The following is a 17957-nucleotide window of genomic DNA, read 5'->3' as shown; positions in this document are numbered from 1 at the left end:
GCTGGATGGGGGCGAACCCCGCCGAAGTGGGTCAATTCGATGTTGAGATCGAAGTTCCGGAAGAGGTCGCAGATTGGACGGCGGGCCCCTCGGGTGCCACTTCCCTCTCGGAGGTCGGGGCGGACTCTGCCACCCTCATCACGGGCCAAGTTGTCAGATTCGACTATGGCGATGATTCGGTCGTGGAGATCAGAGTAGGGTCGGACGTTCTCCTGATTGAAATCCCGAACCGAAGGTCGGAGCTTCCTGTGGAGGGTTTCATTTCCTTCCGGGCCTCCGAAATTCAGCTCTACCCGTATGACCTGTAAGTGGCCCACCCGAAAGGCGTAGGTAGGAATTCCACAGGATTCACCCTGGAGGGCCCTGCGTGGGTTCTCGTGAGATTGGTGTTTGACTCTCGGTAGCTTCGGCCGGCTGGGATTCCAATATCGCCGATGAAGCCCCACCGAGCGTTTTCGGTGGGGCTTCTGGGGTTCTTGACGGCAACGGCGACGGCAACGTCAGCGGACGCTTGCCGCGGCGGGTGGGTCGTCGGGGTCGTCGTTGACAGGGCTGAGGGCGCCGTTCAGGGTATCGATGGCTTGGCGTTGGAGGCGGAGTCGGACGTGGGCGTAGACGCCGGCGGTGACGCCGATGTGGGCGTGGCCGAGGAGTTCCTTGATGACGACGAGGTCGACGCCTTGTTCCAGGAGCAGGGTGGCGGTCGAGTGTCGGAGGTCGTGGAAGCGGATCGTCCGGAGTCCTGCGCTGTGGAGGAGGCGGCGGAAGCGGCGGGTCAGGTTGCCGGGGTCGAGGGGCCTGCCCTTCGGGGTGGTGAAGATGAGTCCGTTGTCCGTCCAGCCCGTTCCGGCCGCCTGACGCTCTTCCTGCTGCTGTTCCTGGTGGATCTTGAGGGAGCTGATGCATTCGGTGGGGAGGACGATGCGGCGTTCGGAGGCCAGGGTCTTCGTGTTCAGAACGGTCAGGCCATGGCTTCGGGTGCGCTGGAGGGAGCGGTGGATGGTCGCGGTGCCGCTGTCGAGGTCGAGGTCTTCCCAGTGGAGGCCGAGGAGTTCGCCCTTGCGGAGTCCGGCGCGCAGGGCGAATTCGTACAGGGCGTGAAGCCGGTCGCTGCTGGCTGACTGGAGGAACTTCCGAGCTTCGGTGGCGGTGAGGGGCTGGAAGCGTCTGGGGCGGGGCGTGGTGGTCTTGACATTGCGGGCGACGTTGCGCGGCAGTTCGTCCTCGCGAACGGCGTGTTCCAGGGCGGACTTGAGGACCGCGTGGACGTACGTCACGGTCAGCGGAGACAGGCGCTTGTCGCAGCACTGGCCGATGGCGCAGCAGGATCGCCGGACGGAGTCCCGTTTCTGGGCGCAGCACTGGCAGGTGGTGCGGAGTCCGTCGAGGAAGGTGCGCACGTCGCGTGTGGTGAGCCGGGCAAGCTTCTTGGCGCCGAGGCCGGGATTGAGGTGGAGGCGGATGGAGGCCGCGTAGCGGGTATGGGTGTTCTCCCGCAGGTGGTGAACGGCGACGCCGTCCAGCCAGTACGCAAGATAGGCGCTCACGGTGCTGTCGGCCGCTGCGACGGGGAGGCCGCGATTGCTGGCGGCGATCTTCTCGGTGAGCTTGGTCATCGCGTCCTTGCGGGTGGTGCCGTAGACACGGACGCGCTTGCGGGTGTTGCCGGGGGCAAGGACATATCCGGCGGCTTCCCAGCGTCCGTCCTTGCGCTGGTAGACGGTCCCGTCGCCATTCGCACGGGCACGGGAGCGGCGGGAGGAGGCGGGGCGAGGTGTGGTCATCAGGCGGCGTCCTGTTCGAGGCGGGTGCGGATGAAGTCGGTGAGGGCGTGGGTGGGGATGCGGCGGGCACGGCCGAGGGTGATCGAGGCGAGTTGGCCGGTGCGGAGCAGGTCGTAGACGGCGGAGCGGCCGAGCTGGAGGCGGGTCATCACCTGGGGCACTGTGAGCAGATCCAGCAGCGGTGCCGCCTCCGCATGGGGGACGGCGAGCGGGGGCGAGGTCATCAGCAGCCCCCTTCGGCCGAGAACTGTCGTTCATGTTTCCTGCGGTGCCATACGTGGGCGGCGAGGAGGGCTGCACCGGGGCTGTAGCCCGAGCCGAGGTAGTCCCAGCGGCTGACGACGAGCGTGGTCGTCGAGTCGACGCCGGGCAGGCTGGCGTGGGCGCGGGCCTGTTCGGTGCGCCAGGTGCGGCGGGCGTCGCGCAGCGCGCCGAGGGTGGTGGAGTAGCGGCGGGATTTGGTGGAGAAGTGGCCCCGGAAGCCGAGCATGTGCGCCCACTTCCAGAGCTTGAGGCCGGTGAATTCCGGCAGCCTGCCCAGCTCCCAGCAGGTGCGGATCATCTGCCGCACATGCCGGGCGACGGCGAGCCGGGGCAGGGGACGGGCCTGCCCGGTGCCGTCACAAGCGGTGCACGGGAGCGGGGTTCCATGAGGCAGGAGGGTGGCGCCGCGTCCCTGGCAGGGGCGGCAGAATAGGGCGTGGTCGAGGGTGCCGGAGGCGTCGGCGGACTTGGTGGCGTACTTGGCCACGTAGGCGGCCACGGCCTGGTCGGTGAGTTCGGCGTCAGTGCCGAAGGCGGCGATCTCGCGCACGTCGAGCTGTGTTCCCCAGGTGAGTTCGCGCTCCCCGATCGCGTCCGACGTGAGGGCCACTCGGACACGGCGGGCTGCGGCCCGGATGGCGTCCGTGAGCACGGTGACGGTGGCAGACGGGGGCGGGGGCGTGGTGTTGCCGTCGGGGCCGTCGAGCCGGATGACGGCGTGGAAGTGGACCAGGCCGCGCTTTTGGTACTCGGCGACTTTGGCGAAGGAGATCCGCAGCACGGCGCGGGCGGCCTTCTGGGTGAGGCCGAGCCGGGCGGCGATCTCGCGGCGCAGGTAGATGGTGAAGCGGGCCCACAGAGCGGAGGCGTGGGCGTTGAACAGGACCGCACCCGCGTAGTCGTACGTCGCCGGGTTCAGCGGCGTGCCCAGTAGGGCGTCCGTGGGTCCGTGGAGCTGGTGACAGCGGCAGGGCCTGATGTCGCCACCGGGGGTGGTGGGGCGGTTGTGGACGGGGCCGAAGGAGGGTGCGGTGAGGGTGGCGAAGACGCGGGGGTGGGTGCGGACGGTGTCGGGCACGGTCTTGCCGCCGGAGAGGCCGGCGCGGATGAGGTGGTAGGTGTCGGCGGCGTAGAGGCGGGAGCAGGCCGGGCAACGGGAGGAGCGGCGGTTGCCGCACGTGGTGAGCAGGCTGCCCGTCGGCTCGTCGGAGGAGGTATAGGCACGAAGGGCTTCGCCGGTCGTGGTGTCGACGGTGGTGGTCTGTCCGGTCAGGCGGATGGGTTCGGCGCAGCCGCCGAGACGTTCGATCTGCTGCTGTGCGCGGTCGAAGTCGGGGTGGTTGACGAGGTGGAGCAGGTCCCGTACGGCGGGGCTTGCCACGTGGCGCAGGTCCAGGGTGACCATTCGGGGCGTGTCCCTTCTGTTCGGGTGGGTGGCCCCGAGCAGCAACCAGCCGAACTGGAAGGCGTGTTGGTGCTGCTCGGGGCATGGCGAACCAGGCCCAGGGCGGGCGCGGGTTCAGCGAGGGGGATGCGGCCGGTGGCGGCCGGGGCTCAGAGCTGAGCGAGTGCGGTGGTGGCCACCGGGAGGGCGATGCCCATGCGTGTGCCCAGGTGGGCGGCGGTGATCGGTGTTCCGTGCTCGGCGTGGTGGGTGTCCGCGATGCGCCGGGCCGCGTCCAGCAGGGCGGCCGGAAGGGCAGGGCCGGAAGCGGGTCGGCCCGTCGTGGTGACGGCGACCGGCGGAGCGGCGGCCGGAGCGGGCTCCAGCTCCTCGATCAGGGAGGCGGCGATCTGCGGGGCGGGCGTCGGGGGTGCCGATTCGGGTGATGGTGCGACGTCGGGCACCGGCTCGGTGGCAAGGGTGGCGGCGGTGGCCTCCAGGTGCGGGTTGGGGCGGGTGTGGGTGTGGAACTGGGCGAGGAAGGCAGGGCCGACGTGGCCCCAGCCGAGGAGCAGGAGCGGGGCGACGGTGTCCAGGCAGGCCCGTCCGTAGCGTCCGGCCAACAGCGGTTCGGCGGTGTTCAGCGCGAGGGTGAGCAGGCCGCACAGGTGCAGCAGCCGGGTGCCGGCCTTCAGCTCCGTCTTGGGGACGCCGCGCAGAGCGAGGAAGCGCAGGGCGACCAGGAGCCCGACGACGGACAGGTCGACCATGGGGGCGATCAGCGGCGCGATCGGGTGGGGGACGCCGAGCCGCAGGGCGAGGGCCCAGACGTTGCCGAAGGAGAAGACGAAGGCCAGGGCCGCGATAACCGCCATGACCACGGTCACGGTGCGCCGGGTGAACCGTTCCTCCGCCATGTCCTCAACCTCCTTCCCGGTGTGGGCTTTCGGGGCTACTTGGCGAGCGACGGCCGGGGTGCCGTGGTCCGGCCGGTCGAGGCGAGGAGGGCGTCCAGGCACAGGTCCGGATCGGCGGTCAGGTGCGAGGTGGCTTCGGCGACGCGGGCGGCGTCGGCGTCGGAGACGTAGGGGGTGCGGATGCGGGTGTAGCCGGGGCGGCCCTGCATCGCCATGACCGCGACGCCGACGTAGGCGGGGTCCTGCAAGGTGACCGGGCTGGCATCGGGCCAGTTGCGGATGTCGTCACCGAGTGCGGCCACCGCGGCTTCCACGGTCTTCTGCGCGAAGGACAGTCCGATGGGGCACACGTCGCGGATGAAGGTGGGGATGGCGTCGCCGGTGGTCTTCTGGCTGATCAGGATCACCAGGATGCCGACGCTGCGGCCCTTCTTGACCAAGTCCTCCACCAGCCGGGCGTTCTCCGCCGTCAACGCACCCATCCGTTTCGTCTCGGCGTCGCTGCCCTTGTACTCGCGGAAGTATGTGTGCGCCTCATCAATGATCAGGACCGTGAGCGGCCACTGCGGCGAAGGGCCGACGTGCCACATGTTCTTCACGCCCAGCACGTCCCGGATGGTCGCCGAGCGCCGCTTGCGCAGCTCCACCAGGCGCTTGAACAGCGCGTTCGCTTCATCGAGATCGTCTCCGCAGAACGCGAACATCCGCTTGACCAGGTCGGCGTAGTCGCCCTCCGAGGCCCGCGACACCTTCCCGTCCGCACCCGCGATCTGCACGGACGCAGACGGCGCGAAGTCACAGACGAACTTGTTGACCCCGGAGGTCTTGCCCGCACCGGGGACGCCGGCCACCGTCACCCCGGGCACGTTGGCCAGGGACACGCACACATTCGCGGCGTACTCGTCGATGCCCAGCTCCCAGCGCGTCAGGTCCACGGGCGGGAGGCCGGTGGGCCGGTGTGTCGTCGGCGTGGTCAGCGGGTCGGAGCGCACGCCCCGGATCACCACCCTGCCGGGGCCGTCCGGCAGGACGGACACCCGCGTGCACCGCCAGGCGTCGGCCAGGAACCGCGCCGACTTCTGGTACTCCTCCACCCCGACCTGCGCCAGCGTCCGGGCCCGCACTATTACCCCGAACCGGTCCGGCTTCACCTTGATCTTCGGCGTCAGCACCCGAGGCGCCGGGGCGGGGCCGTCCTTCTGCGCAGTGATCTGCGCGAGCAGGCCCGGGGTCTTGTCGGTGACCGTCAGCCCGGCCATCCGCGCGAGCCGTACCCAGCCCCAGCGCACCCGCACGGCCTGCCGCATGCTGACCCGCGTGCCCCGGTCGGCCCGCACGTAGCGACCCACCGTCACCAGCAGCCTCAGACCGACCAGGACGGCCACGGCCAGCAGCGCGTCCGGCACGCACTCCAGCACGGAGTTTCCGAAGCGGATCACTGTGCCGCCTCCACCGTCACCAGCTCCAGGCGGGCGGCGCGGTAGGCCACGCCGTCGGAGAGCTGACCGTTGAAGATCCGCGCCCACGGGGTTGCGAACAGCTCCACGGGCCGCACCAACGCGCCCGGCTTGAGCCCGGCGGCCAGGCCCGTCTCGGGGACGGTGATCTTCAGGACCTCGGCTCGACCGTCCTCCATGAGCATCACGGTCACCGTGTACAGCGACGCGCCGGTCTCCCGATCGGTGGCGACCTCTCCGGTCTTCTGGTCCTTGATCTTCAGCACCGGGTCGGTGCCCGCGATGCACACCGCCGACGGCAGCAGGGCAACACGGATTCGAGTCATGGCCATGTCATCACACCCTTTGTTCGATGGAGCCGTTCGATCGGCTCGACATGGAGCATAAGGAGATGATCGCTTAACTTGCAAGGCCGATTAGGTTGTGACTTCGATCAGGTTGGTAGGCGGTCAGGTGGTGAACCCGGGGATGTGCCTGTATCGCTACGGCTTGCTGGCGATACCGTGGGGGCATGACCCTGCCCTTGGACGAGGACTCCCGGCCGCCGTACCTCCAGGCTGCCGAGGCCCTGCGGGACGCGATTCTGAACGGTGAGTACCGTTCCGGCGAGCGCCTTCCCTCGGCCAACGTGCTGGGTGATCGGTTCGGGGTGTCCAGCTCCACCGTCCAGAACGCCCTGCGCGTGCTCAAGCAGGAAGGCTTGGTCTACTCCCAGCTCGGCCGGGGCAGCTACGTCGGCGACTCCGTCGGCGGGAGCACCGAAGAGGCCGACGGTGATCATGAGGAAGCCGCCGCCGAGGGGCCGGACTGGCCTGCCGACGTCATCTACAACGGTGATCCCCGACCGCCGTACGCTCAGGTCGCCGACATCCTCCGCCGGGAAATCCTGGAAGGCACCTACCCTCCGGGCTCCCAGCTCCCTCCCGCCCGGGAGATCCAAGAGCGGTTCAAAGTTGCCAACTCCACCGCCCAGAACGCCTATCGAAGCCTCAAGCAAGCTGGGCTGGTGTACGCGGTCAAGGGGCGCGGTGTTTTCGTGCGCCAGGAACCGGAGCCGGGCAAGCACCACGGGACGATCACGAACTACCTGCTGCGCGATGAGATCGCCCGCGAGGCGCGTGCTGCCGCCACCGAGTTCGCCGACCTCAGCGACGAGGAGCTGCTGGCGCGGGAAGCAGAGCTGGACCGGCGATGGGACGTGGTTCGGGAGGAGCATCAGCGGCTTTACGGCGAGCGCCGGAAGGTCAAGCGGGAGAAGAGCCGACGCGGCCTGTTCCTGCCACCCCTCCATGACGACGACGCCGAGCCGGACATGTCGCCGAGCGAGAAGCTGAACACCGCGCTGGCCGAATCGAAGAAGCGCCGGCAACAGCGGCCCTGACCATCGCCCGGGCAGCTTGACCAGCGGGTGAGCTGTTCAGAGTTTCTTTACTTGATCAAGGCGGTCCGCTGGCGCGGCCCGCGCGCGCTCCGGCCCTGCGGGGCCGCCGCCCGCTCCTGTCTCCGCCCCGCTGGCGACGGCCCCGCCGGTCCGGGCGCGCAACAGCCAGCACAGCGAACCACCTGGGGCGCTGCCCCAGACCCCGGCCCTCTCTCTGAGGGGCAGGGGGCCGAATGTCGGGTGCGGCTTCGTCGTGGTGTGTGGTCGGTGGCGCGGGTGGGGTCCCTCGTCGCCCGGTCACCGGAGGCGTACCAGGAACCCCCGGGGGCCGCCAAGGCCGAGCGCACGCGTCACGAGGTGAGCCTTGGCGGCCCCCGGGGAACCCTGGCACGGCGAAGCTGCCCGACCGACGAGGGACCCCGGCCGCTCAGGCCCGGATGCTGCCGGGGCCCGGCAGGACGACGGTGCATGCCGCGTCGGGGTGGGTGATCGCTCCGGGGTGGGTATCTGCCCGATAGCCACCGATTGTTGCGCCCGTCCGGCGTACCGTGGCGCTGGAGGTGGTGAAGCGATGACTACGGAACTGGCCGACAACGTCCGAAAGTACCGACGCCGATCCGGGCTGAGCCAGGAGGAATTGGCCCACACCGCAGGCGTCTCGCCGGGCACGGTCCGCAAGGTCGAGCAGGGCGGCACCGTCCGCATGGAGACCCTGCACATCCTCGCCCGCGCCCTGGGCGTCACCACCGCGACGCTGCTGGCCCCGGACGCACCCGAGCCGGTCGGCCGCGCGGAGGACGCGAACCGGGTCAACCTGATCCAGCTCCGCGCCGCCCTCACCCCGCCGGTAGGGATCGCCGACGACCTGGCCGGCGAGCGGGCCGGGGAGGAACCCAACCTCCGTGGTTTCCGCCGGGCCGTGCAGGACGGGGCACTGCTGTACCACTCCGACAGCTACAAGAGCGTCGCCTCCCAACTCCCCGCACTCCTGCGGGACGCCAACAGCGCGGTCGCCTACTTCGACAGCGGCGAAGAGCACCGCCAGGCCGTCCTGGCCCGTGCCGAAACCCTCCAGCTGGCCGGGCGCTACCTGACCCAGGTACGCCAGTACGACCTCGCCTATACCGCTCTGTCCGGAGCTATCACCGACGCCCGTCATGCCGGAGAGCAGCTCACCGGCGCATCCGGCGTGATCGGCATGTGCTGGCTGCTCCTGCGCCAGGGACGACTGGACGAGGCCGAACAGCTCGCCGCCCGCACCGCCGACCTGATCGAGCCCAGGCTGTCCCGGGCCACCCCGGACGAATGCGCCGCCTGGGGATGGCTGGCCCTGCGCGCCGCCGCTGCCGCAGGCCGCAACAACCGCCCCCAGGAAGCCCGCCACTACCACCGCATGGCGAACACGGCAGCCGCCGCCGTCGGCAGGGAGCACACCGGATCGTTCTTCCGCCACTGGACCACCTTTGGCCCGCTGACCGTCGGCATGAAGGACGTCGAAGACGCCATGATCCTGGGTGACGCCCGCACCGTCGTCCGCAAGTCCAGCCAGGACGCCATGTCCCCCAAGGCGTGGAAGAACACCGGACGCCCCAGCGACGACAACTGGAATCGCCACCGCATGGACGTCGCCCGCGCCCAAGCCCGCACCGGTGACCTCACCGCCGCGATGGACGAGCTGGCGGGAGTCCGCCGTGCCTCGCCGGAATGGCTGCGGCATCAGCGGATGGCCGCCGAGACCATGCAGGAGATCCTGAAGAAGCGCAAGCGCACCCTCACCGCGGAGATGCGCGAGATGACCGCATACCTGGGCGTCGTCGGATAGCTGCCACGCAGCGTGGCACTTCGCGCTCGATCATCCCCCAACTGCCCTGCTGTGCACCTGGGATGACGACTGGTCACGCACGTACGGTCACCGTTGTCCCAATCAGCGAACCCGGTCGGGGGTGCACGGTGAGCCAGCCCAGGAGTGACGCGGACCGCATGCGTCGCAGGGAGTTGTACGACGCGTCCTCGGGGATTGCAGGCCCCCGCCTGCTCCCGTGGACCACGCCCGAGGGGAAACCCTGCTACCTCAGCACCAATGGCACGGGCTACCTCACCAGCCTCGCCGACAGCATCGAAACCGTGCAGCTCGACATGGGTGAGGAGCTGCTGACGTACGCCCGGGACATCCTCGCCCCCGGCGCGAAGACGGTCTCGGGCACCGAATACCGCTGGCTCGCCCGCCGACTGAGCGAAGCCCTCACCGACGCCCTCCGGGTTGCCGACTCCCGAGGCCGGCGCATCCCCGATCCGGACGAAGCAGCCGACGATGCCTGACCAGACAGCTACCGGCGCACCCGGCCAGAGCGGCGCGCGAGGGCGCTACCGGTTCCGCGAGTACCACGTGACCACCCGTGCCGACCCCATGGCGCTGCCCACCTACGAGGCGCTCTGCGTCACCGGCGAGGAACACAACTGCGGCTCCGAGTCCGGCACCCTCCACACCCCGGACGAACTGACCCGCTGGATCGCCCAACACTGCGCCCGAACCGGTCACCAGCACTACGAGCAGACCGTCCGCGCCATACTCCGCGCCGAGCCCGGAGCGTGGCAGTAAAGTCCCCCTGCGCCGACACCGCGCCAGCGACAGCACCACCGTGCGCCCAACGCTCCTGACGGCAGTAGCGACGGCAACAACCACGGATTCCCCCGCACAACCACGGACACCAGCGGAGCCCGAAACCGCCGCTGATCTGCGAATACGCAGATAGAGAGGGGTCGCGTAGCACACGTACTATGTGCTGGCGGGGGCTACACCGGTACTCGTTCATAATTGCAACACCGCAGACCCGCATTCATTGAAGCCCACCCATGAGATCGAAGGGAATGCGTCAACTAAGCGCGTCAAGGCCATGCGTGACGATATGCGCAATGGCGACTTTGATTGGGAGCAGAGCCCGATCTCGGTCGTGACGCACGAAGATGGGACAAGGTACGTCGTGGATGGCCATCACAGGCTCGCGGCTGCCCGCATGGCGAATGTCGATGCCGTGGGCATTCGAGACGTAACCGGCCAATTGAATAATGGCGGATTTCTCAGCTACAAGAATATGGACGATGTGGTCGAGTCCGCGTCGACGTTCTTGGGGAATCGACTGAACAGGAGAAAGTTGTGATCGGGCTCAGTGCGACTCTCCTTGAGGGGGCTTTGGCGCAATTCTCCGAGGCCCGAGACGTCATGAGGCGTACCTTTTCGAGGGAATCTGCACTCGAAATAGTGTCGGCCGTGCGCCGTGACGAAATTCCCCGAAAAGGTGTATGCGTCAACGGATGCGAGTATTTTGTTCATGGTGCCGGATATACGGTTGTACTGCCTTCGGGCGGGCAGGTGCATATTGACGGCGATCCGGAGGGTGACTTCTTCACCTCGTATGACATCTCCTTCTTCCTTGAGAGTTCCGGTGGCGCGCGCTATGGGAATTCTGGCGTGAGGGATGCGTGTGAGGATTTCATCGATCAGGGTATTCTTCGGAGAGTGGGCGTAGGCTACTCCCTTGTATCGCCAGAGGGCCCACCTTCTATGGAACAAGCTCCTGGCGTTTAGGTTCGCAAATCTGAACCCCCATCAGTGTGACTGATGGGGGTTCAGAGGCGCTTGACGGTAGTAGTTGACGGCAACGGCGGCGGACACCTAGGTGTCCGCCGCCGTTGCCGTACGTATGTCAGGGGTGGTCGAGGGCGCGACCGAGGGAGTCGATGGCGTCTCGCTGGAGGCGGAGTCGGACGTGGGCGTAGACGGTGGCGGTGACGCCGATGTGGGCGTGGCCGAGGAGTTCCTTGATCACGACGAGTTCGATGCCTTGCTCCAGGAGCAGGGTGGCGGTGGAGTGCCTGAGGTCGTGGAAGCAGATGCGGCGGAGGCCGACCGTGCGGAGGAGCGTGGTGAAGGCGCGGGTGAGGTTGGTCGGGTCGATCGGTCTGCCCTGCACTGTGGTGAACACGTGCGCGTCGTGCTGCCACGTGCTGCCCGCGGCCTCACGCTCGCACTCCTGCTGCTCGTGGTGGAGCTTCAGCGACTGGACGCAGCGGGCGGGAAGGGCGATGCGGCGCTCGGACGCGCGTTTTGGTGGGCAGCGTGGTGAGCCCGCCGGTGCTGGTGCGCTGGAGTGTGCGGCGGATAGCGGCGGTGCCCGCATCGAGATCGAGGTCCTCCCAGCCCAGGCCGAGGAGCTCTCCTTTGCGGAGCCCGGTGTGAAGGGCGAGTTCGAAGAGCGCATGCAGCCGGTGACCTTGCGCAGCGGTGAGGAGCTGGCGGGCTTCGTCGGCGGTGAGGGGTTCGAAGCGGCGGGGCCGTGGGGTGCCGGTGCGGACGTTACGGGCGACGTTGCGCGGGATCTCCTATTCACGGACGGCGTGTTCGAGGGCGGACTTGAGCACGGAGTGGATGTAGATCAGCGTCAGCGGCGAGAGCAGCTTGGAGCAGCACTGACCGGCGGCGCAGCAGCGGGGCTCCTCACGCCGGGCGTCGATGCCGCGAGAGCAGCACTGACAGGTGGTGCGGAGCTGGTTGAGCCAGGTGCGGACGTCCTTGGCGGTGAGCTTGGCGAGCTTCTTCTTGCCCAGTCCGGGGATGAGGTAAAGGCGGGTGACGGCGGTGTAGCGGGTGTGGGTGTTCTCGCGGAGCTGGTGGACGGCGACAGCGTCGAGCCAGTACGTCAGGTACGTGGCCAGGCCGCCCTGCGCGGAGGGGGCGGGGAGGCCGCGGTTGCTGGCGGCGATCTTCTCGGTGAGCTTGGCGAGGGCGTCCTTGCGGGTAGTGCCGTAGACGCGGATGTGCTTGTGGGTGTTGCCGGGGGCGAGGACGTATCCGGCGGCTTCCCAGCGGCTGTCCTTGCGCTGGTAGACGGTTCCGTCGCCGTTGGCGCGGACGCGGCGGGAGGGGCTGGTGTCGCGGGGCGTGGTCATCAGACGGCTTCCTGGTCGAGGCGGGTGCGGATGAAGTCGGCCAGTGCGTGGGTGGGGATGCGGCGGGCGCGGCCGAGGGTGATCGAGGCGAGTTCTCGGGTGCGGAGCAGGTCGTAGACAGCTGAGCGGCCGAGCTGGAGGCGGGCCATGACCTGGGGCACGGTCAGCAGCTCTTCCGGCGTACTCAGTCCCCGCCGGGTCGGGGCAGGTTCCTGCGCGTTCATCCGCAGCCCCCTTCGGCGATGAACCGGCGTTCCAGTTCCCGGCGGTGCCAGACGTGGGCCGCTAGGAGCGCGCCGCCGGGGCTGTAGCCCGAGCCCTGGTAAGCCCAGTGGCCGACGACGAGCGTGGTCTCCGGGTCGTGCTCGGGCAGGCCGGCGTGGGCGCGGGCCTGTTCGGTGCGCCAGGCGCGGCGGGCGTCGCGCAGCGCGCCGAGGGTGGTCGAGTAGGCGCGGGACTTGGTGGAGAAGTGGCCCCGGAAGCCGAGCATGTGCGCCCACTTCCAGAGCTTGAGGCCGGTGAATTCCGGCAGCCTGCCCAGCTCCCAGCAGGTGCGGATCATCTGCCGGACGTGGCGGGGGACGGCGAGGCGAGGCAGGGGCCGGGCTTGTCCGGTGCCGTCGCAGGCGGTGCAGGGGAGCGGGGTTCCGTGGGGCAGGAGAACGGCGCCGCGTCCCTGGCACGGGCGGCAGAACAGGGCGTGGTCAAGGGTGCCGGAGGCGTCGGCGGACTTGGTGGCGTACTTGGCCACGTAGGCGGCCACGGCCTGGTTCTTTACTTGATCAAGGGCGCCCCGCTGGCGCGGGCCGCCGCCCGCTCCTGTCTGCCGCCCCGCTGGCGACGGCCGCCGACCACTCGACGCGCAGAGCCCGGGAGCGTAGCCGGACCACCAATCGGAAGCCCCGGCCCGACCCCCTCAGCAGCAGGCTGGCCGGGCACCTGAGAGGCCGCCCGGCGGGCTCACGCCGTCCCGGACGCCCATGCTTACTGCCTGGCTGGGGCCGTGACGATGGAAACAACGGGGCTGATGCCGGTGCGGGGTTGAGCGAGACACACGTGGCGGGTGGTCGGTCGGCGAGCCCGTCGTCGTGGCTGACTTTCTGTGGCAGAGGCCAGAACCCCCACAGCCATGGGCACGGCACGTACGTGAGGCCCGTCCCTGCCGGGGCTGACGAGTGCGGGGGAGCCTCCGATCGGCTGCGCCCGGCAGGGACGGGAGTCGGGTGGGTCAGCGCAGTGCGGCGCCTGGGCGAGCGAGGCGGGTCACGTCTGGCGCCAGGTCCGCCAGGGGCGGGTGATGATCTCCCGGTAGGTGTGGTGGGACGGGTTCTGGCCGCAGTGCTGGAGTACCCAGTCCTGCGGTTCGGCGAAGCCCTCGCTTGTCGGCGAGGTCTCTCCGTCCACGGCGCACTGCATCGCGTAATCCACCGGCTCCGCGTCCGGCTCGCGGTCGGGCTGGAGCGTCCAGGTCTCGTAGCGCAGGACCGAGCGCGGGGTCACCGTCCCCACCTCCGGTTGACCACGGCCACCTTCGCGCTCAACTCCTCCGTCGGAGTCGGCGTACGTACGTCCTCGGGCGGCACGTCCCACTCCCGGCCACCGCGCGGTGGCCGAAGCTGCACGTACGTCCCCACATGCCCCATCACCACGCCCACCTTGCCGCTCCGCCGGTCGACCACCAGGACGCCGGCATCGGGCGAGACGGTGTGCCCGTCGGCATCAGGGGTGGGGGCCGTCATCGTGACCGCCCCGGCGAGGCGGCCCGCGACCGGGCGTCCAGTCGCAGGGCGGGAACACATGGGGTGGCGCTCATTCGCACGGTGACGCTCCTCGGCGGCGTTGATACGTGCCCTGGGCCTGTTGGTGCCGCAGGGTCGGCACCGATCCTCACGCCGGTCACCAGGACGAAGGAACCTCCACCAAACCCCATTACGGGACGTCCCGCGCCGTGTAGAACGTCCCTGGTGCCGTCCTGGGACGAAGGGGGAGACTCGTGCCGAACGAGAGACTACGAGCCGTCATGGCGGCGGGAGGCTGGACGTACGCCGCACTCGCTCAGCAGGTCGAGGTCGACCCCAAGTCGGTCGAGCGCTGGGTGAACCTCGGGCGTATCCCACGTCGTGCCACCGCCCTCCAGGCGGCCAAGGCCCTGGGAGAAGATGTGCACGCACTCTGGCCGGCGCTCCGCCAGGCCCGCCCCGCCCGCGCCATCAGCCCCGAACTGGTCGCGCTCTACCAGCAGCGGGCCGACATCCCCGTCTCGACGTTCACCGACCTGATGGCCCAAGCCCGGCAACGGATCGACATCCTCGTCTACGCGGCCGTCTTCCTCCACGAGGCATACCCGCGGCTGAACGAACTCCTCACCGAACGCGCCGCCGAAGGCTGCACCGTCCGCATCGCGATCGGGGACCCCGACAGCGACAACGTCCAAGCCCGCGGCCAGGAAGAGCGGTTCGGACACGGCATCGAATCCCGCTGCCGCCTCGCGCTCATGCACTACAAGCCGCTCGCCGACACCCCCGGCATCGAAGTCCGCACCCACGAAACCACGCTCTACAACTCCCTTTACCGCGCCGACGACCAGCAACTCGTCAACGCACACGTCTGGGGCGTTAACGCGTACGCCGCCCCCGTGTGGCACCTTCGCCGACACCAGGAGAGCGGCATGTTCGACACCTACGCCGACAGCTTCGACGCCGTGTGGGCGACCGCAACCCCCGTACGAGAGGAAGACTGACCGTGGCCCGCACCGAGTACTACGACGACCCCAAAGCGCCCAAGCCGAACAGTATGGTCGTCGCTGCCTCCGCCGCCGTCACCGACGACCACGGGCGCATCCTCCTCCAGCGCCGCCGCGACAACGACCTATGGGCCCTGCCGGGAGGCGGAATGGACCTCGCCGACTCCCTGCCAGGCACAGCCGTCCGCGAAGTCAAAGAGGAGACCGGCCTCGACGTAGAGATCACCGGCCTGGTCGGCACCTACACCGACCCGAAACACATCATCGCCTACACCGACGGCGAGGTCCGGCGCCAGTTCAACGTCTGCTTCACCGCCCGCATCACCGGCGGCCAACTGGCAATCTCCGACGAGTCCACCGAACTCCGGTTCGTACTGCCTGAAGAGATCGAGCAGTTGCCGATGCACCACACCCAACGACTCAGGCTCCAACACTTCCGGGAACAGCGCGAGAAGCCGTACCTGGGCTGAACCATCTGACGGCAGTAGCGACGGCAACAACCCCGCAGAACCACGGACACCCACGCACCTCACCGGACCAGCAGACCGCACTTGACCTGCGAAAAGGCAGGCCAAAGGCTTCGCCTAAGGGCTGTCCCGCATCTCTGTGTGGCCATGCCTGGGGGGCGCCATCGTTGTGGTGAACCGGGGGCGGGAGGATCGGAACATCCTGTCCACTCACTCGTCTATGAGGTAGTCGTGATCGACGAAGCACACGCTCTGGAGCTCTTCCGGTTCGCTGATCGCGTGCAGAGCGTGACCGTCAGGGTCGCGTGTGACGTACCGATGGTGATGGGAGAAGAGCGGTACTACGCGGCCGAGATCGTGTTGGAGAGCGACTTCGTCAACGGCACTGTCGGACTGCACGTTTCAGACGGGGATCTGGATGAATGGGGTCGGTGCCTCGATGCCCTTGAGGCCCAGGAGGGGGCCGAGTGGCCGCCCGGCGGTCGCAGTGCGTGGCTGGCGGTGGTTCCCGAGGACCCGGTGGAAGTGACTGTGCACGACTCGCCGTCGACACAGATCGCAGTGCAGGTGCCCGTGGACGTGGCGTCTGGGTGGCTGGAGGAGAACCGTCTGCGGCTTGAGCACGTACGCAAAGCGGTCACGCAAATGTAGACCTGATGACCTGCCGCGATGAAATGATCTTGCAGTGTCTGGTGTAATCACGGCGTCGGAGCCATCCTGGATAGCCCCGTTTACCGGGTTGAGCCCGCGTTCCTTCAGCAAGCTGGTGACCGCGCTGCGCCGCGAAGGTGCAGATCCGGTCCGCAAGGACCGCCCGTGGTCCCTTCCGCTGGAGGACCGGGTGCTGCTCGTGGCGACGTACTGGCGGACGAACTTGACGATGCGCCAGCTCGCTCCATTGTTTGGCATCTCGAAGTCCGCGGCCGACCGCATCATCGACCGCCTCGGCCCGGCGCTTGCACTCCGGCCACGCAAGCGGTTCCGCAAGGACGCCGTGCTCATCGTGGACGGCACCCTGGTGCCCACCCGCGATCACACCATCGCGGAGCAGTCCAAGAACTACCGGTACTCCACCAACCACCAGGTCGTCATCGACGCCGACACCCGGCTCGTCGTGGTGGTCGGCCGGCCGCTGCCCGGCAACCGCAACGACTGCAAGGCATGGGAGGAGTCCGGCGCGAAGGCCGCCGTCGGTCAGACCATGACCATCGCCGATGGCGGCTATCCGGGCACCGGGCTCGTGATGCCCCACCGACGCCGCAAAGGCGAAGAACTGCCTGGCTGGAAACAGGCCCACAACAAGTCCCACAAACAGGTCCGCGCCCGCGTCGAGCACGTCTTCGCCCGCATGAAGACCTGGAAGATCCTCCGCGACTGCCGCCTCAAAGGCGACGGCGTCCACCAGGCCATGCTCGGCATCGCCCGCCTCCACAACCTCAACCTCGCCGGATAGGCGAGCGGCCGGGCCGGCGCCGACCACGTCCACACTCAGTCAGAGATCATTTGCGGGACAAGCTTTAGCACACGCACTATGTGCTCGCAGGCGCCACCCCCGTCCTCGTCCACAATTGCGGCCCTGATGCCGAAGTAACTAGTACGGCAGGGGAAGCGACCTTCTATCTGAATGCAGGAACGGACCCCAAGCACGCCTCAATCGAGGTATTTCACGGAGGCCGATCTATCCATACCGAACATTGGGGCCACGCACGGCACAGATGCGTTCGCGAGAGAATACGTGGGCCCGCTCTCCGAGACGGCTTTCAAGATCCGCATCCCGCTGCCAGATGCCCGCAGTGCCATGCTGCATCAAATGAAGACGGAGGGCCAGGTATTCGGCGCCTACGACTTCGACACGCGCAGCTGCGCTACTTACTGCGCGGATGTTTTGCGTGCAGGAGGGATCGAGGGAATCCCAGCAGATACGTAATTGGCTACGCTATGGCTCTGAAGGCGACACTGAGCCTGAAATTTCGACGAGCGCTACTCGATATTGACTCAACAGGGGTGGAATTCTAGTGACCGAATCTGACCCTTGGAGCTGGCTAGAGAGAATGCCTTCCCCCTGGTCGGCGCCGGAGAGTGTGAGAAAGCCAACGGCATCCGCTCTCACGAACATTGTCATCGCGATGCTTTCGAGCGAAATGCTAGGCAATGATTTGATTGAGATTGTCGGTGAACTGCAAGCGGAGCATGCGAGGTTCAATCGATGGATGGGCTCGTTCGCCAAGTCTTCACTTTCGCTGGAGGCGACATTTCATCGAAACGCTGCAGCCAATGATGCTGTGCGACGTGTCTACGAAGCATGGATTTCCTACTCAAGCCTGTTCGAGGAAGGTCAGCGCAAGGTCCGGGTAGCAGTATCGGAGAGGCAGGTGCTTGAGGTAGTGCTGATTGAGGCAAAGGCCAGCCTTGCCTCTCTGCAGAGTACTGTTTGACGCAACTGCCGACTCGACGCAACACAGGCACATAGCCTGGCAGTAGCGACGGCAACAACCGCGGATTCCGGCGCACAACCACGGACAACAGTGGACGCCAAAAACCCTCCCCACCTGCATAAAAGCAACTAGAGGAGGGGCTGCCAGCACACGCACTATGTGCTGGCAGGGGCTACGC

General features: G+C 67.9%; 20 protein-coding genes and 2 pseudogenes. 11 read left to right on the top strand and 11 right to left on the bottom strand.

Annotated features, from left to right (window positions below):
• Window positions 1-500: 500 nt before the first annotated feature.
• From ACGFZA_RS38965 to ACGFZA_RS38940, 6 genes are all read right to left on the bottom strand, one after another.
• Window positions 501-1784 (bottom strand): tyrosine-type recombinase/integrase, encoded by a 1284-nt coding sequence (locus tag ACGFZA_RS38965; RefSeq protein ID WP_393685481.1) that lies wholly within the window; start codon window positions 1782-1784, stop codon window positions 501-503.
• Entirely contained in the window at window positions 1784-2008 is a 225-nt protein-coding gene (locus ACGFZA_RS38960; protein ID WP_360862700.1) for a helix-turn-helix domain-containing protein, read from the bottom strand. Before ACGFZA_RS38960 ends, ACGFZA_RS38965 begins: the two co-directional genes overlap by 1 nt.
• Complete coding sequence (locus tag ACGFZA_RS38955; protein WP_360862702.1) at window positions 2008-3453, bottom strand: replication initiator; 1446 nt, start codon at window positions 3451-3453, stop codon at window positions 2008-2010. Before ACGFZA_RS38955 ends, ACGFZA_RS38960 begins: the two co-directional genes overlap by 1 nt.
• 149 nt (window positions 3454-3602) lie before the next feature.
• Window positions 3603-4349 carry a DUF2637 domain-containing protein gene (locus ACGFZA_RS38950; RefSeq protein WP_393685478.1) on the bottom strand — a complete coding sequence of 249 codons (747 nt, stop codon included), beginning with the start codon at window positions 4347-4349 and terminating at the stop codon, window positions 3603-3605.
• 35 nt (window positions 4350-4384) lie between these two features.
• Window positions 4385-5788 (bottom strand): cell division protein FtsK, encoded by a 1404-nt coding sequence (locus ACGFZA_RS38945; protein ID WP_393685476.1) that lies wholly within the window; start codon window positions 5786-5788, stop codon window positions 4385-4387.
• Window positions 5785-6138 (bottom strand): hypothetical protein, encoded by a 354-nt coding sequence (locus ACGFZA_RS38940; RefSeq protein WP_393685474.1) that lies wholly within the window; start codon window positions 6136-6138, stop codon window positions 5785-5787. Before ACGFZA_RS38940 ends, ACGFZA_RS38945 begins: the two co-directional genes overlap by 4 nt.
• Before the next feature lie 179 nt (window positions 6139-6317).
• Between ACGFZA_RS38940 and ACGFZA_RS38935 the strand changes: the two genes are divergently transcribed.
• The 6 genes from ACGFZA_RS38935 to ACGFZA_RS38910 all read left to right on the top strand — a co-directional run bounded on the left by ACGFZA_RS38935 (window position 6318) and on the right by ACGFZA_RS38910 (window position 10773).
• A complete protein-coding gene (locus ACGFZA_RS38935) occupies window positions 6318-7187 on the top strand; it encodes a GntR family transcriptional regulator (RefSeq protein WP_393685472.1) in 870 nt (289 codons plus the stop codon).
• 571 nt (window positions 7188-7758) lie between these two features.
• Window positions 7759-9009, top strand: a complete 1251-nt coding sequence (locus ACGFZA_RS38930) for a helix-turn-helix transcriptional regulator (protein ID WP_326594376.1) — start codon at window positions 7759-7761, stop codon at window positions 9007-9009.
• 158 nt (window positions 9010-9167) lie between these two features.
• Window positions 9168-9506, top strand: a complete 339-nt coding sequence (locus tag ACGFZA_RS38925) for a hypothetical protein (RefSeq protein WP_129768522.1) — start codon at window positions 9168-9170, stop codon at window positions 9504-9506.
• Window positions 9499-9786 (top strand): hypothetical protein, encoded by a 288-nt coding sequence (locus ACGFZA_RS38920; protein WP_326594377.1) that lies wholly within the window; start codon window positions 9499-9501, stop codon window positions 9784-9786. The genes ACGFZA_RS38925 and ACGFZA_RS38920 overlap by 8 nt, the downstream gene beginning before the upstream one ends.
• 241 nt (window positions 9787-10027) lie before the next feature.
• Window positions 10028-10345: a ParB/Srx family N-terminal domain-containing protein gene (locus ACGFZA_RS38915; protein WP_393685468.1), complete on the top strand. Its 318-nt coding sequence runs from the start codon at window positions 10028-10030 to the stop codon at window positions 10343-10345.
• Window positions 10342-10773, top strand: a complete 432-nt coding sequence (locus tag ACGFZA_RS38910; protein ID WP_393685466.1) for a DUF6896 domain-containing protein — start codon at window positions 10342-10344, stop codon at window positions 10771-10773. Before ACGFZA_RS38915 ends, ACGFZA_RS38910 begins: the two co-directional genes overlap by 4 nt.
• Window positions 10774-10891: 118 nt before the next feature.
• On the opposite strand, the pseudogene ACGFZA_RS38905 reads toward ACGFZA_RS38910, so the two are convergent.
• From ACGFZA_RS38905 to ACGFZA_RS38885, 5 genes and pseudogenes are all read right to left on the bottom strand, one after another.
• A pseudogene (locus ACGFZA_RS38905) lies at window positions 10892-12134 on the bottom strand (tyrosine-type recombinase/integrase).
• A complete protein-coding gene (locus ACGFZA_RS38900; protein ID WP_393685464.1) occupies window positions 12134-12358 on the bottom strand; it encodes a helix-turn-helix domain-containing protein in 225 nt (74 codons plus the stop codon). Before ACGFZA_RS38900 ends, ACGFZA_RS38905 begins: the two are co-directional and overlap by 1 nt.
• A pseudogene (locus ACGFZA_RS38895) lies at window positions 12355-12906 on the bottom strand (replication initiator); the annotation flags it as partial. The gene ACGFZA_RS38900 and the pseudogene ACGFZA_RS38895, both read right to left, overlap by 4 nt.
• A 491-nt stretch (window positions 12907-13397) precedes the next feature.
• The gene (locus ACGFZA_RS38890) at window positions 13398-13643 is read right to left on the bottom strand and encodes a hypothetical protein (RefSeq protein ID WP_393685462.1); all 246 of its coding nucleotides are present in this window, start codon (window positions 13641-13643) and stop codon (window positions 13398-13400) included.
• Window positions 13631-13873: a hypothetical protein gene (locus ACGFZA_RS38885; RefSeq protein ID WP_393685460.1), complete on the bottom strand. Its 243-nt coding sequence runs from the start codon at window positions 13871-13873 to the stop codon at window positions 13631-13633. The genes ACGFZA_RS38890 and ACGFZA_RS38885 overlap by 13 nt, the downstream gene beginning before the upstream one ends.
• Before the next feature lie 281 nt (window positions 13874-14154).
• On the opposite strand from ACGFZA_RS38885, the gene ACGFZA_RS38880 reads away from it, so the two are divergent.
• The 5 genes from ACGFZA_RS38880 (at window position 14155) to ACGFZA_RS38860 (ending at window position 17779) form a co-directional block, all read left to right on the top strand.
• Window positions 14155-14874 carry an XRE family transcriptional regulator gene (locus ACGFZA_RS38880; protein ID WP_393685498.1) on the top strand — a complete coding sequence of 240 codons (720 nt, stop codon included), beginning with the start codon at window positions 14155-14157 and terminating at the stop codon, window positions 14872-14874.
• A gap of 2 nt (window positions 14875-14876) precedes the next feature.
• Window positions 14877-15347 carry an NUDIX domain-containing protein gene (locus ACGFZA_RS38875; protein WP_393685458.1) on the top strand — a complete coding sequence of 157 codons (471 nt, stop codon included), beginning with the start codon at window positions 14877-14879 and terminating at the stop codon, window positions 15345-15347.
• Between the two features lie 228 nt (window positions 15348-15575).
• Entirely contained in the window at window positions 15576-15995 is a 420-nt protein-coding gene (locus tag ACGFZA_RS38870; RefSeq protein ID WP_393685456.1) for a DUF5959 family protein, read from the top strand.
• Between the two features lie 34 nt (window positions 15996-16029).
• Window positions 16030-16797, top strand: coding sequence for a transposase (locus ACGFZA_RS38865; RefSeq protein WP_393685454.1), 768 nt, complete (start codon window positions 16030-16032; stop codon window positions 16795-16797).
• A 673-nt stretch (window positions 16798-17470) separates the two neighbouring features.
• Complete coding sequence (locus tag ACGFZA_RS38860; RefSeq protein WP_393685452.1) at window positions 17471-17779, top strand: hypothetical protein; 309 nt, start codon at window positions 17471-17473, stop codon at window positions 17777-17779.
• Window positions 17780-17957 lie beyond the last annotated feature (178 nt).

The organism is Streptomyces sp. NPDC048211 (assembly GCF_043202315.1).
Taxonomy (GTDB): domain Bacteria; phylum Actinomycetota; class Actinomycetes; order Streptomycetales; family Streptomycetaceae; genus Streptomyces.
This window is presented reverse-complemented; position numbering and strand designations above follow the sequence as displayed.